At 75.7% G+C, this 13,630-nt stretch carries 13 protein-coding genes; 5 read left to right on the top strand and 8 right to left on the bottom strand.

The genetic code is table 11. From position 1 onward, the window contains the following. The first annotated feature begins 7 nt into the window (after positions 1-7). Positions 8-913, top strand: a complete 906-nt coding sequence (locus ACIG3E_RS38380) for a Gfo/Idh/MocA family protein (protein ID WP_399625313.1) — start codon at positions 8-10, stop codon at positions 911-913. Here ACIG3E_RS38380 and lnt read toward each other — a convergent pair. The 5 genes from lnt to ACIG3E_RS38355 form a co-directional block, all read right to left on the bottom strand. Next, positions 837-2,483, bottom strand: a complete 1,647-nt coding sequence (lnt, locus tag ACIG3E_RS38375; protein ID WP_399625310.1) for an apolipoprotein N-acyltransferase — start codon at positions 2,481-2,483, stop codon at positions 837-839. The genes ACIG3E_RS38380 and lnt overlap by 77 nt on opposite strands. 178 nt (positions 2,484-2,661) lie before the next feature. Continuing rightward, positions 2,662-3,192, bottom strand: coding sequence for a nuclear transport factor 2 family protein (locus tag ACIG3E_RS38370; protein ID WP_399625308.1), 531 nt, complete (start codon positions 3,190-3,192; stop codon positions 2,662-2,664). Between the two features lie 164 nt (positions 3,193-3,356). Further along, complete coding sequence (locus ACIG3E_RS38365; RefSeq protein ID WP_374120593.1) at positions 3,357-3,506, bottom strand: hypothetical protein; 150 nt, start codon at positions 3,504-3,506, stop codon at positions 3,357-3,359. Between the two features lie 127 nt (positions 3,507-3,633). Then, positions 3,634-4,233: a DUF2165 domain-containing protein gene (locus ACIG3E_RS38360; protein ID WP_399625305.1), complete on the bottom strand. Its 600-nt coding sequence runs from the start codon at positions 4,231-4,233 to the stop codon at positions 3,634-3,636. Positions 4,234-4,440: 207 nt separating this feature from the next. After that, complete coding sequence (locus ACIG3E_RS38355) at positions 4,441-5,991, bottom strand: MFS transporter (RefSeq protein WP_399625302.1); 1,551 nt, start codon at positions 5,989-5,991, stop codon at positions 4,441-4,443. Between the two features lie 67 nt (positions 5,992-6,058). Between ACIG3E_RS38355 and ACIG3E_RS38350 the strand changes: the two genes are divergently transcribed. Beyond that, positions 6,059-6,736 (top strand): TetR/AcrR family transcriptional regulator, encoded by a 678-nt coding sequence (locus tag ACIG3E_RS38350; RefSeq protein ID WP_399625299.1) that lies wholly within the window; start codon positions 6,059-6,061, stop codon positions 6,734-6,736. Here ACIG3E_RS38350 and ACIG3E_RS38345 read toward each other — a convergent pair. Beyond that, the gene (locus ACIG3E_RS38345) at positions 6,733-7,593 is read right to left on the bottom strand and encodes a LysR family transcriptional regulator (RefSeq protein ID WP_399625296.1); all 861 of its coding nucleotides are present in this window, start codon (positions 7,591-7,593) and stop codon (positions 6,733-6,735) included. The two genes, ACIG3E_RS38350 and ACIG3E_RS38345, sit on opposite strands and share 4 nt — an antisense overlap. A gap of 156 nt (positions 7,594-7,749) precedes the next feature. Here ACIG3E_RS38345 and ACIG3E_RS38340 point away from each other — a divergent pair, with 156 nt between their 5' ends. Both ACIG3E_RS38340 and ACIG3E_RS38335 read left to right on the top strand, forming a co-directional pair. Further along, positions 7,750-8,301, top strand: a complete 552-nt coding sequence (locus ACIG3E_RS38340; RefSeq protein WP_399625293.1) for a cupin domain-containing protein — start codon at positions 7,750-7,752, stop codon at positions 8,299-8,301. A gap of 119 nt (positions 8,302-8,420) precedes the next feature. After that, positions 8,421-10,196, top strand: a complete 1,776-nt coding sequence (locus tag ACIG3E_RS38335) for a hypothetical protein (RefSeq protein ID WP_399625291.1) — start codon at positions 8,421-8,423, stop codon at positions 10,194-10,196. Positions 10,197-10,214: 18 nt separating this feature from the next. Here ACIG3E_RS38335 and ACIG3E_RS38330 read toward each other — a convergent pair whose 3' ends face one another. Then, positions 10,215-11,219: an NAD(P)/FAD-dependent oxidoreductase gene (locus tag ACIG3E_RS38330; protein ID WP_399625400.1), complete on the bottom strand. Its 1,005-nt coding sequence runs from the start codon at positions 11,217-11,219 to the stop codon at positions 10,215-10,217. Positions 11,220-11,329: 110 nt separating this feature from the next. Beyond that, positions 11,330-12,340, bottom strand: coding sequence for an SMP-30/gluconolactonase/LRE family protein (locus ACIG3E_RS38325; protein ID WP_399625289.1), 1,011 nt, complete (start codon positions 12,338-12,340; stop codon positions 11,330-11,332). A 298-nt stretch (positions 12,341-12,638) separates the two neighbouring features. Here ACIG3E_RS38325 and ACIG3E_RS38320 point away from each other — a divergent pair, with 298 nt between their 5' ends. Further along, a complete protein-coding gene (locus ACIG3E_RS38320) occupies positions 12,639-13,550 on the top strand; it encodes a maleylpyruvate isomerase family mycothiol-dependent enzyme (RefSeq protein WP_399625287.1) in 912 nt (303 codons plus the stop codon). Positions 13,551-13,630 lie beyond the last annotated feature (80 nt).

The raw sequence follows: 13,630 nt of genomic DNA, 5'->3' as shown, positions 1-13,630 counted from the left end.
GACAGTGGTGAAGGTCGGCTGCATCGGACTCGGTGACATCGCGCAAAAGGCGTACCTGCCGGTGCTCACCACGCAGCCAGGCCTCGAGCTGCACCTCCAGACCCGCACGCCCGCCACCCTGGAGCGGATCGGCGAGACCCACCACATCCCCGCAGGACAGCGCCACACCGACCTGGACGCGCTGCTCGCCCAGGACCTCGACGCGGCCTTCGTGCACGCGCCGACCGCCGCGCACCCCGAGATCGTGGAGCGCCTCCTGGAGGCGGGCGTGGCGACGTACGTGGACAAGCCCATCGCGTACGAACTCGCCGACTCCGAGCGGCTCGTGGAGCTCGCCGAGCAACGCGGCGTGAGCCTCACCGTCGGCTTCAACCGCCGCTACGCGCCCGGCTACGCCCAGTGCGCCGAGCACCCGCGCGAACTGATCCTGATGCAGAAGAACCGCGTGGGGCTGCCCGAGGGCCCGCGCACGATGGTGCTCGACGACTTCATCCACGTCGTGGACACGCTGCGGTTCCTCGTGCCCGGCGCCGTCGACCACGTGAGCGTGCGCGGCCGGGTCGCGGACGGCCTCCTGGAGCACGTCGTGCTCCAGCTCGCGGGCGACGGCTTCACCGCCATCGGCGTGATGAACCGGCTCAGCGGCTCCACCGAGGAGATCCTCGAAGTCTCCGGGCAGGACACCAAGCGGCAGGTCCGCAACCTCGCCGAGGTCGTGGACCACAAGGGCCAGCCCACCGTGCGGCGGCGCGGCGACTGGGTGCCGGTGGCCCGCCAGCGCGGCATCGAGCAGGTCACGCTCGCCTTCCTCGACGCCGTGCGCGCGGGCAAGCTGCTCAGCGCCCGGGACGCGCTGGCGACCCATGAGCTGTGCGAGCGGGTGGTACGAGCGGTGTGCGAGCAGGCCGCCTGAGCGCCCGCGCCGCCTCGGCGGCCGCGAGCGCCGCGAGGACCGCGAGCGCGCCGTACACCGGCCAGTCACCGAACCGCACGTACGGCGTGGTGCCCGTGGCCAGCGGGACGTCGTACTCCGCCGTGCTCGACGCCGAGGTGCCGAGCGGCTCGCCGACGCGCTCGCCGCTCGGGCCGTAGACCGCCGAGACGCCGGTGAGCGTCGCGTGCACCATGGGGCGGCCGGTCTCGGCGGCCCGCAGGGCGGCGAGCGAGGCGTGCTGCTCGGGGGCCCAGCTGTGCTGGAACGAGGACGTGGCGGACTGCGCGAGCAGCAGCCGCGCGCCCTCGCGGGTGAGGTGGCGGCTCATGTCGGGGAACGCCGACTCGAAGCACACCAGGGGCCCCACGCGCAGGCCGCCCGCCAGGTCCATCACGACGGGCCGCTCGCCGCGCCTGCGGTCCTCACCGGCGGCCTTGCCCACCGACGTGGCCCAGCCGAGCAGCGAGCGCGCCGGGACGTACTCGCCGAACGGGACGAGGCGCATCTTGTCGTAGCGGTCGCCCGTCGGCCCGTCCGGGCCCACCAGCACGGAGCTCTTGAAGATGCCGGTCCTGTCCGAGCGGCGGGCGTCCACGTTCACCAGGATCTCGGCGCCCACCCGACGCGAGAGCGCCGCGATCCTGCGGGCCAGGTCGGGCCGGTCCGCCAGGTCGTGCCCGACGCTGCTCTCGCCCCACACGACGAGGTCCAGGCCGCGGCCCGCGAGGGCGCGGGTCAGCGCCTCCTCGCGGTCGAACCGCCGCTCGGGGCCGTCCGCCCCGTCCAGGACGCCGGGCTGGACGACGGCGACGCGGACGCTGCCCGCGGCCTCGGGGCGCGGCGACCAGGTCCACGCCGTGGTGGTCGCCGCGGCCACGGCGACGAGTCCGGCGACGGCGGGAGCCCGCGCCGACCGCCAGGCGAGGAGCACCGCGACCCCCGTGTTCACGGCCACGACGAGCGCGCTGACCAGCCACACGCCGCCCACCGAGGCGAGCCGCAGGGCGGGCTCCACCTGCCACTGGCTGGAACCGAGCAGCCCCCACGGGCCGCCGAGGCCCTCCCAGGACCGCACCAGTTCGACGCAGAGCCAGCCGGACGGCAGCACGAGCAGCGCGGCCCCGGCCCGCCCCCGGGACGGCGCGCCGCCGAGGAAGCGGTGCGCGAGCCAGCCCCAGGGCGCCCACAGGAGCCCGAGGAGCGCGGCGATGACGAGCGTGAACACATGCAGGCTCGGCAGCAGCCAGTGGTGCACGGCCACCATGAAGCCGAGTCCGCCGAGCCAGCCGTCGAGCGCGGCCCGCCGCCCCGATTCCGCCGAGCGGATCAGCAGGATCCACGGCACGAGCGCGACGTACGCGAACCACCACCAGGACGGCTCGGGGAAGGCCAGGGCGGGCAGGGCGCCGCTCAGGGCGGCAAGGGTGCCGCGCTGCCACCGCGAGGCGAGGGCGGCGTCCAGGCGGTGGCGCCACGAGGGGCGGGCCTCTCGGGGCCGGGCCCGTCGCGGGGCCCACCGGCGTGGCCGCTTGCCGCTGAGTACGTCCATGCAGCGCGCCTCCTTGCCCCCGACTCGGCCCGACGCCCGGTCGTGCTCCCAGTGTGCGCGCCGGTGACGATCTAGGACAGGGGGCGGAGCCGCCCGGGTCACGGAGCGCCCCGCAGGGGTGACCGCTTCCGCCCGGGCGCGCGCGGATCCGCCGCGGGCCGCCGGGCCCCGGCCCCGGTCAGCCAGGCTCGGTGAGCGGGGGCGTCCGCCGCCCGATGACGGCCTGGTCCCACGTCTGCCCCGCGGCCCGGGTCTCGCGCCACTTCTCCCGTACGACCACCTGACGCAGCCGCCAGCCGCCGGGCGTCCGCAGCGCGGTGAATTCGTAGCGGCCGCCGCAGGTGAAGTCGGGCGCGGTGGCGGACTCGGCGTCCGGCTCCCCGGCGAACCGCATGGGGTTCAGATAGTCGGCCCGTACGCGCGCGGTGTCGCCGACGTCCTGCTCGCGGACGCCGAAGCGGAGTCTGCGGTTGACGATGAAGTGCTGGCGCATCGCGACCGTGCGCATCGTCTCCGCGAGCCATGCGGAGACCTCCGTCGCGGAGCCCTCGATGCCGCCCGCCGACCGGTAGTCGGCGCGCCCTTCAGGTGTGAACAGCTGTCGGTACGCGTCCCAGTCGCCGTCGTCGACGGAACCGGCGTAGTCGGTGATGAGGGTGTCGATGGCCAAGCGGTCGATGAGGGCGGCGAGTTCCACGCGCTGCGTCATCGCCTCAGTGTTGGGCACCGCGCGTGCGGAGCCAAGAGGGAGGACGTGGATCGAGGAACTCCTCGTGACCTGCCCGCGGGAGGGGGGAACTCCCGGGAAGAACCCCCGGGGACAGTGTCCCCGGGGGTGGGGCGCCATAGCGTCCGGGGGAGGGGGAGTGTTGCCTAGGCGGCCTGGACGACCTCCGCGCGCACCGCCTCGGCCCACTCGGTCACCAGCTGCTCGTACTCCCGGCGCTGCTCGGCGGAGAGTCGGCCGCCGGCGCGCAGCCACAGGCCTCGTATCCGCTCGTTCAACTCGGTAGAAGACCGCACGGAACCATGGGGTTGAGGGGTTAAGGGCATGCACTCAGCCTAGGCGATGGGTCCGACAATCGGAACTGTCGGCTACCGCACACCTGCGGCACGTGATCACGCCGGAGTGGGATCCGGCGCGCGGGCCTCAGGCGTCCACATCCCCGCTCCGCGCGGGGTCCGCGCCGTCCGGACCGCTCGATCGCCGTCCCACGAAGGGCAGGTGCACCACGAGCAGCGCGATGCCGCACAGCGTGACCACGCGCGTCGCGGCGTCGAGGCCGTTCCAGTCCTCGGACTGCCACATCGCGAACCACTCGCCGCCGATGCCGATGAAGCCGCCGCCGAACAGCAGCACCAGCATCAGCAGTCCCGCGGTGCTCACCCGCCGCGCCCGGGTGAAGTCGTCATCCCGACCGCGCAGCCCGGCGATCCACAGGGCCGTGCCCGCGATGAGCGTGAGGGCGGCCAGCGTCTCCCAGACGATGATCGCGACGTACGCGGCGTCCTGGAGGGCGCGGGACTCCACGGCCCGCCACATCAGGTCGTCGTCCTTGAACGTCGTGTCCATCGCCAGGACGTGCCGGACGAACTGCTGGTTGCTGTCGAAGTCGGTGATGTTCCCGAACGCGACGAGCGCGATGTAGAGCGCGACGACACCCGTGAGGACGGCCGCCGCGACGGCAGGGGTGCCAAGGGCGGTCCCCTCGTGTCTCCTCTTCGTGCGCTCGCCAGCATTTGTGCTCATGCCCAACTCCTCTCGCCCGCCTGTCCGTTCGCCCACTGCGGGCGGCTGAAGACCCGCGCCGCCGAGCGCCGGGGCGGGCGCGGAACGGCGCGCCCCGCCACCTCGCGCAGCGGATCGGTACGCCATTCTCACGGATCGGCGCGCGATTCCCGCGGGCCGGGTGCGCCATTTCCCATCGGCGAATCCCGGCCCGCGGACCGGCGTCGTTCAGGACGCCGCGGGCCGGATGCGGTGGGCCGCCAGGATCCCGGCCGCCGCGAGCGCGCCGGTGAGCGTGAAGGTGGCGGTCAGGGCGACCGTCACCGTCGAGCCGTACGCCGACGCCAGCGAGACGGCGGCACCGCCGAGGCCGCTGAGCACCGCGACCGCCAGGGTCTGGGCGAGCTGCATCGCGCCGCTGGCCTCGCCCTGCCGGTCGGCGGGCGCCTGCTCCATGGCGTCGGTGGTGGCCGCGTTGAACGCCACGCCCATGCCCGCGCCGCCGATCGCCCAGCCCGCCACGGCGACCAGGGCGGGCACCGCGTCGACGAGGACGCCGAGCGCCATCACCACGATGCCCACGAGCAGCACCGCGAACCCGGCCGCGATCGGCACGGCGCGCGAACGCCCGCTCCAGCGGCCGTCGGCCCGCCCCTGCCAGGCGGCACCGAGCACCCAGGTGATCGCGCCCGCCGACAGGCCGAGCCCCGCCTCGGACGCGCTCAGGTCCCGCAGCCGGACCAGGCCGAGCGGCAGGAAGGCCTCGCTGCCGAAGTACGCCCCGCACAGCAGGAAGCGCAGCACGACGCCCGTCGGCACGCCGCGCCGCACCGCGAGGGTGCCGGGCGGCGTGACCGTGCGCAGGGCGAGCACCCCGGCGACGCCACCGGCCACGACCAGCGGGACCAGCAGGGCGAGTTGGCGCAGCTGGAGCCCGGCGAGCAGGACGCCGGTGCCCGCCGCGAGCAGCACGCTGCGCGCGATCGGCGTGGCCCACCAGCGGGTCGCCGGGGCGTCGGCCGGGGTGCTCGCGGCGCCCTCGGGCCGGTCCAGGCGGCGCAGCTGCGGCAGCGCGAGCAGGGCGGCGACGGCGATCAGGGGCAGCAGCAGGACGAAGACGCCGCGCCAGGAGATGTGGTCGGAGATCACGGCGGCGAGCGTCGGGCCGACGAGGGACGGCACCGTCCAGCCGCCCGCGACCAGGGCGAACATTCGCGCCCGCAGCCGCTGGGGGTAGGCAAGCGAGATGGCCGCGTACGCGAGGGCCATCACCGCGCCGACGCCGAGCCCCTGGAGGAAGCGCCCGGTGAGGAAGACGGGCCAGTTCGGCGCGGCCCCGGCGAGCGCGCAGCCGGCGGCGAACACGACGAGCCCGACGGCGAGCGGCCGCGCCGGGCCGTGCCGGTCGGCGTCGCGGCCCGCGGCGACGGTGCCGATGAGGTTGGCGAGCATCAGCGCCGACAGGCCCCAGCCGTAGGCGTGCAGGCCGCCGAGCCGCTCCGCGATGTCGGGCAGGACGGTGGCCACGCCCATCGACTCGAAGGCCACGAGCCCGACGGACAGGACGATGCCCCAGGTCAGGGCGGCGTAGGGGGCACGGAAGACGCTCTCGGCGGCATGGGCGGCGACGGGCTCCGCGTGGGCGGCGACGGGCTCCGACGGCCGCGCGTCGCCCGGGCCCGCCGTGTCGGCCGGTGGGACCGGGCCGCCCGGTTCGGGCGCGGGGGACGTGGATGCGGTGGGACCGCCGTGGACGGTCGCTTCCTGCTCTGACGGCAAGGCCGACCCCTCCTTTATGTTTCGATCCGGAACGGAACGAAATCACATGCTACCTATACTGATCCCCATGGCAACCCCGGATCTCTCCACGGCAGCCTCGGATTCCGCAGCCCCGCCCGCCCGTTCGGCGGGCCGCCCGCGCGACACCCGGCTCGACGAGGCCATCGTCAGGGCGACGCTCGACCTCCTGGAGGAGTCCGGCTATCCGCACCTGACGCTTGAAGGCGTGGCCCGGCGCGCGGGCACCACCAAGCCCGCCATCCGCCGCCGCTGGCCGTCCCGGCAGCACCTCGTGATCGCCGCGCTCGCCGAGAGCATGGGCACCGCGCCCACGCCCGACACCGGGTGCACGCACTGCGACCTCATCCTGGGCATCGAGACCCTCAGCCAGGCCTTCGGCGGCACCCTCGGGCGCCGGACGCTGCCCGCGCTCGTGGCCGAACTGGCCGACGACCCCGACCTCGACCGCGTCTTCACCGAGACGGTCTTCCGGCCCCGCAGGGCCACCACCGAGGCGGCGCTGCGCCGGGGCATCGAGCGCGGCGACATCCGCCCGGACGCCGACATCGACCTGCTCCTGGACATGCTCGGCGCCACCACGTACCACCGCGTGCTCTTCGGGCATCTGCCGGTCACCGCGTCGCTCGCGCACGACGTGGTGATGACGGTCATGGGCGGCGCGGCCACGCCGCGCTGGCGCGGGCACTACCAGCGCCACCACGAGCGCGCGGACAGCCAGGCCTAGGGCAGCACGTCGAGCAGCTGTCGGAGCGCGGGCCCCGGCGCCCCCGGACGCACCGCCACACACGTCGTGACGGCCGGGGCGGCGAGCGGCCGCACCGCCACGCGCGGGAACGACGGCAGGCCCGCCACCTCGTAGAAGACCGTCCACGACGGGGCGCCCGCGCCGATCTCGGCCAGGGTCTCCTGGAGCGTGGTGAACGGCGGCCCGAGCGGCGGCGCGACCCCGGCCGCCCGCAGCGCGCCGGTCACCAGGTCGTGGAACGGCGGGTTCTGCTCGCGCGGCGCGAGCCGCAGCGGCAGCTCCCCGAGTTGTTCGAGGCGCAGCGGCGACGAGCCCGCGAGCCGGTGCCCCGCCGGCAGGGCCACGTACAGCGGATCGCTCCACACCGGCAGGAGTTCGAGGCCCGGCGCGGTGGCCGCCGCCCGGACGAGGGCCGCGTCCAGCTCGCCGGAGCGCACCGCGGCGAGCCGCTCCGCGAGCCCCAGGCGCCGCAGCCGGACGGGGAGCCGGGGCGCCGCGACCGCGAGGTCGGCAAGGAGGCGGTGGACCCGGTCGCCGGGGCCCTGCACGGTGCCGAGGCGCAGCGGCGCGTCGCCCGCCGCGAGGTCGGCCGCGACCTGACGGGTGCGGCGCGCCGCGGCGAGCACCGCGCGCGCCTCGGGCAGCAGGCGCTCGCCCGCGCCGGTGAGTTCGACGTGGCGCGTGGTGCGCCGGAAGAGCCGGACGCCGAGCTCGCGCTCCAGGCGGCGCACCTGCTGGCTCACCGCCGACTGGACGATGCCGAGCCGATCGGCGGCCCGGCTGAAGCCGCCCTCGTCGGCGACCGCCGCGAAGTACTGGAGCTGGCGCAGTTCCACGGCCCCGCCCCTCCCGCCCGTCCCGGCCGATTCATCACGATCGATGATTTCTGCGGGTGACAACTGCTTCTGGTACGCGGCTTGTTCCCCGGGTCGAATGAGTCCCGCGCAGCGTGCGCGGACCGCGCCGCGGTCGACCGAACCCGAGGAGCCCGGATGACCGACCCCAAGACCACCGCCGAAGCCCTGGTCGTGCGGCCCGGCACCGCCGAGCGCGTGCCGCTGCCGCACGGCGGCGGCTTCGAACTGCTCGCCGACGCCGCGGCCACCGGCGGCTCCCTGGGCGTCAACCGGCTGACGCTCGCCGACGGCGCGGACGGCGCGAGGCCGCATCTGCACGCCCTGTCCACGGAGCTGTTCTACGTCCTCGACGGGACCCTCGACTTCTTCCTGGACGGCGCCCTTGAGACCGTGGAGCGCGGCGGCCTTGTCGTCGTGCCGCCCGGAATGCCCCACGCCTTCGGCGCCGCCGCCGGGGCGAGCGCCGATCTGCTCGCGGTGCTCACGCCGGGTGTCGACCGCTTCGACTACTTCCGGTCCCTCGGCCGCATCCAGCACGGCCTGGACTCCTTCGACAGCCTCCTGCCCGAACAGGACCGCTACGACGTGCACTTCCTGGACGCCACGGACTGGCGGGCGGCGCGCGCCGCCGCCGGGGCCCCGGCCGCCGGGGGAGCACAACGCGCCAAAGGCCACCGCGTGCCCTGACGGCCGTGGTGACCCCCAGCAGGGTTCTGGGCAACACTGCACACAGCACGCAGCACACAACGGGACGCCGCCCGCTACAGCCTGTGCCTGGCGGCAGGGCTCACGTCAGGAGGCTGCTGGTGTCGACGGTGGAGAGCCGGGAGGTCCGCCCGGCCCGCGAGCGCTGGGAGGTCGCCCTGCCGGACGGCCGCGTCGTGCCGTGGACGGGGTTCCACGTCGGCCCGGCGGGCATCGCGCCGGGGGAGCTCGCGGGCATCTGCCGCAGGCTGCTCGGGTTCGGTCCCGCCGAGGCCGAGGCCGCCGCCCGCGAGGAGCTGGTCCCGGCCGGGGCCACCCGCGACCGGCCCGGCATCGTGGCGTACTCGCCGCCCATGGCCAAGCGCATGTTCGAGGGCGCCCTGGAGAGCCTCGCGGCCGGTGAACCGGCCGAGGACTGGCCCACGATCCTGGAGGCCCGCTCGGTCTGCCTGGCACACGCGGACGACCTGCTCATCGGCAGGACGCCGCCCTGGCGGGAGGCCGCTGCGGGCCGCCCGGTGGTCGTGGTCCCCGACCACGACCACTTCCACCTCAGCCACGCCCTCCTCAAGCTCGCCGACGGCCCCGCCGACCGGTGGGCGCGGGTCCTCGGCCCGGCGATCGACCGGCTGCGCGCGGACCCGTCCTGTGTCGTACGCGTCTACGCCCTCGACGAGCCGATGCGGATGCTGCTCCTGTGGCTCAAACGGGTCGCGGGCGTCGACCGCCTCCTGGTCGAGGCCAACCACCCCGACATCACCGAGCGGTGGGGGCACAAGGCGGTCCTGCACCCCGAGGCCCGCGCGGCCCGGGACCTGCCGTCCGCCGCCGGGCGCGACCCCTTCGACGTACTCGACGAGGAGACGGCGCTCACGCCGCTGCATCGCGCGTTCGGCCTGGCCGTGCCACGGCTTCCCGGGTACACCGTCGTCTGGGACGGCGGGCTCGGGGACGACACCGGCGCGGACGGCGGGATCCGGACAACTCCTGTCGGCCCGCGGGTGCCGGGCGAGCCCGGGGACGACGTGCTCGGCAACGGCGTCGGCCACCGCGCCGAGGACGCCTTCGCACATCAACTGCACCTGGCGGCAGCCCTCCTGAGGGAACGTCATGGGCTGCGCCTGGGCTGTCTGAAGCCCGTCAGGGGCGGCACGGGGCAGCGCATCCACGTCGGGGTGCCGCTCGACGAGCCGGACACCCTGGCCGCGCTGGCCCACCAGGCGGCCCGCTCCGGTGAGGACTACCTCCTGGAGGCGCACGCCGACTACCTCCGGCACGCCGTGACCGGCCACGAGTTCCTGCTCGCGCCGTCCGTGCACGTGCGGGCGGGCGCCCTCGCGGACGGCATGGCCCTGCAGTTCCTGAACGGCACCATGTGGGAGGGGAACGTCTTCCTCGACGAGGCCACCCACGCGGCGTTCGGCATCACCCGGGACCACTACGCGCGCGTCCGCCGCGCCATGGCCGACTTCGTGCGCCTCTTCCAGGGCCGGGGCCTGATCAACGGAGGCGTCGACTTCGCGATCGCCCGCGTCGGCGGCCGCTTCGGCGGCACGCCCCTGGTGGCCATGCAGGACCTGAACCTCTCCGCGTGCGGCGCCGACTACCTGCACGCCTTCCTGGAGGAGAGCCGCACCGCGCTCGGCGACCTCGCCGCGACCGGGACCGGCATCTCCGCCGCGACCAAGGTGATCCGCCCGGCCTCCGACATGGACCTGCCCCGCCTGCGCCGCCTCGTCGACCAGCGCACCCCCACGTCCTACGCCCGGGCCCTCACGTCCGTGCCGGGCAACTGGGGGCTGATCGCCGTCGCCTGCCCGGACGCCGTACGCGCGGCGGAGGAGGTCCTGGCGCTGGAGGCACGGCTCACGGCCTGACGGGTCGGGTCCACGCCGTCACTGTCGTACGCGTACGACGTCGGTCTCCGGTCTGTCCGGCCTCGGAGCGGCGGCGCGCCGGGCCTCGACGGCCAGGCGGGTGTCCTCGGCGACCAGGTCGGCGTTGATCTGGGCACCGGCCGCGGCGCCCGCCGCCGCGGCCGCGCCGACCTGGGCGGACAGGTCGGTCACGTTGCCCGCGACCCACACCCCCGCCACATCGGTGCGGCCGGTCGCGTCGCAGGGCACGTACTCGCCGATGCCCAGCGGGTGTTCGGCTGCCCGCAGCCCGAGCGCCGCGAGGAAACCGGCGCGCGCCACGATCCGCGGCGACACCGCCAGTGCCTCGCGGGCGACCACCCTGCCGTCGCGCAGCCGTACGCCCGCGAGGCGGTCGTCCGCGATCTCCAAGCCCGTCACCTCGCCCGCCACCACGCGGACGCCACGGGCGGCGAGGCGCTCCGCGTCCTCGTCGGACGGCGGCGCTCCGGTGTGGGTGAAGAACGTGACGTCGTCGCTCAACTGCCGGAACAGCAGCGCCTGGTGCACGGCCAGCGGCCCGCCCGCCAGGACTCCGACGGCCCGGTCGCGGACCTCCCAGCCGTGGCAGTACGGGCAGTGCAGCACGTCACGGCCCCAGCGCTCGCGCAGCCCCGGCACGTCCGGCAGCTCGTCGACGAGGCCGGTGGCCACGAGGAGCCGCCGCGCCCGGACCGTACGGCCGTCGGCCAGCGCCACCGCGAAGCCCACCCCATCACGGGTCGCCGAGGCCACCGTGGCGGACACCACGTGCCCGCCGTATCCGCGTACTTCCGCCCGGCCGCGCGCGAGGAGCTCGGCGGGCGGCATCCCCTCCCTGGCCAGGAGCCCGTGCACGCCGTCGGCCGGGGCGTTGCGCGGCGCGCCCGCGTCGACCACCGCCACGGAACGCCGCGCCCGGGCCAGCGTCAGGGCCCCGTTCAGTCCGGCGGCACCGCCGCCGACCACCACCACGTCGTAGCTGTCGCTCAGCTGATCGGTCATCGTGACCACCTCCACGACGACCTTGCGCAGGGCCTCGCGATATAGGCAAACGCAGTTGCCGATGTGGCAAGTACGGGCCTCGGCTCCCGCCACGGTCGGGCCCGGGCCGGTCAGGCCCGTGCCGGTGGCAGCGCGCACACGGCGATGCCCGGCTCCACGAGGCTGCCCAGGACGAGGGTCCCGGCGTGGGCGCTGACGCTGGTGACCATGCGGTACCCGGCGCCCCTGCGGGCCAGGTCGTGCACGGTCTCGCCCCGGGGCGAGAAGGCCATCACCCGCAGCACCCGGCGCGGCGGCACGCGCACGCGGCGTGCGGCAGCGGCGGCCGCGCGGCGCACGGCGGCGGGCGCCCGGTGCAGCTGCTCCAGGAGCGGCTCGCGCGGTCCGGCGAGGGCGACCCAGAGCGTTCCGTCCGCGGCGCGCGACAGGTTGTCGGGGAAGCCGGGCAGGTCCTCGGCGAAGGGGTCGGCCCGCCCCGCCCGGGGGCCGGTGAGCCAGTACCGGGTGAGGCGGCGGGCGCCGGTCTCGGCCACGGTGACGTACGACGCGTCGGGTGCCAGGGCCGCCCCGTTCGCGAAGTGCAGCCCGTCGAGCAGCACTTCGGGCGCGCCGCCCGGGGCGAGCCGCAACAGGCGGCCGGTGCCGACGTGCTCGACGATGTCGGCCCGCCAGTCGTCGAGGCCGTAGCGGCGGCTGGACACCGTGAAGTACACGGTGCCGTCAGGGGCGGCGGTCGCGTTGCTGCAGAACCTCAGCGGCTCCCCGGCGACCGCGTCGGCGAGCACCTCGACCGCGCCGCCGTCCTCCGGGGCGACGCGCAGCAGCCCCCGGTGCGCGTCGCAGACGAGCAGCCGCCCGTCCGGAAGCGGTTCGAGGCCCAGCGGCCTGCCGCCGGTGCGGGCCAGCTCCTCCACGCGGCCCCCGCGCCCCTGCCCCGGCAGCGTGACGCGCAGGATCCGGCCGTCGGCGGTGCCGGTGAGCACCCGGCCCGTGCCGTCGACGACGACGTCCTCCGGACCGGCGGCGGGCAGCCGCAGGACGCGCAGCGGCGGCAGGGGAGACGGCGGGACCGAGCCCGCCGCGCGCCGGGCACGCGCGCGTGAGGCACCGAGGGTGGGCATGGGGTGGACCTCCTGGTGATGCGTGGTGACAGGGGCCTTCCGGTGCGTGCCGGGCGGCGGCCTTCGCGCCGCGCGCCGGGCGGCGGCCCTTCCGCCGGGCTCGGCGGGGCGGGCCGCCGGGGCCGGGCAGCGGGGACCGGACCGGTCGGCCCGTATCCTTACGGCTCCCAGCCCGTATAGGTGCCCAGCGGGGACCGGCCGATGCGCGCGGCGCCCGGTGAGCAGGTCCGACCCGGTCCGCATGACCGGAACGCGATATTCAGTGGCCGATCGGCCACCGCTGCCACAGGCTTTGGGCATGGCTCTTCCTCCCGCCCCCGACCTCCCGTGGCTCGGCCCTCCGATCGACGCCCGCCCCCTCTTCGCCGCCGAACACGCGGAGCTCCTGGCGACGCTGCGCGCGCTGGAGCCCGCCGACTGGCGGCGGGAGGCCGTACCCGGCTGGACCGTGCGCGATCTCGCCGCGCACCTCGTCGGCGACTGCTACGGACGCCTCGCCCGTGACCGCGACCGCCACGAGGGAGGGCCGCGCCCCGCGCCCGGCGAGGCCCTTGAGGCGTTCATCCACCGCATCAACCAGGAGTGGGTCGACGCCTGGGCGCGCGTGAGCCCCGCCGCCCTCATCGACACCCTGGACCTGGTCGGCGCGCAGGTCGCCCGCCTCTTCGCGACCGCCGACCTCGACGCCGCCTCGCTGGGCGTCTCCTGGGCGGGGGCGGACCCGGCGCCGATGTGGCTCGACTGCTCGCGCGAGTTCACCGAGTTCTGGACCCACCGCCAGCAGCTCCGCCACGCCGTCGGCCAGGAGACCGACCCCGAGCCGCGGGCCCTCGCCGTGGTCCTCGACACCTTCATGCGGGCGCTGCCGCACACCCTGCGGCACACGGAGGCGCCCGTCGGCACCCGGGTCCAGGTGCGCGTCGGCGGGCCGTCCGGCGGTACGTGGACGGCGACCGCGACCGGGGCGGCGCGCCGTTGGTCCCTGGCCTTGCCGGACGCCGCGGCCGAGGTACGGGAGGCGAGGAAGGCCGCCGCCGCGACCGAGGAGTCGGTCACCCGCGCCGACGCCGTGGTCGAACTCGACGCGGAGACCGCGTGGCGGCTGTGCACCCGCGGCATCTCCCCGACCGCAGCGCTGGCCAGCGCCCGCACGGAGGGTGACAGTCACCTCGTCGAAGCGGCAGGCCAGATCGTGTCCGTCGTCCACTAACTCCCCCGCACCGGGGCACCCGTCCACCCGGCCCACGCCGCTCCGGGTTGCCCGGAACCCGGGTGGGCCGTCAGCACGAG

It is taken from the genome of Streptomyces sp. NPDC053474 (assembly GCF_044544845.1).
Classification (GTDB): Bacteria; Actinomycetota; Actinomycetes; order Streptomycetales; family Streptomycetaceae; genus Streptomyces.
Note: the sequence above shows the minus strand (reverse complement) of the source record. Positions and strands in the feature narration are given on the sequence as shown.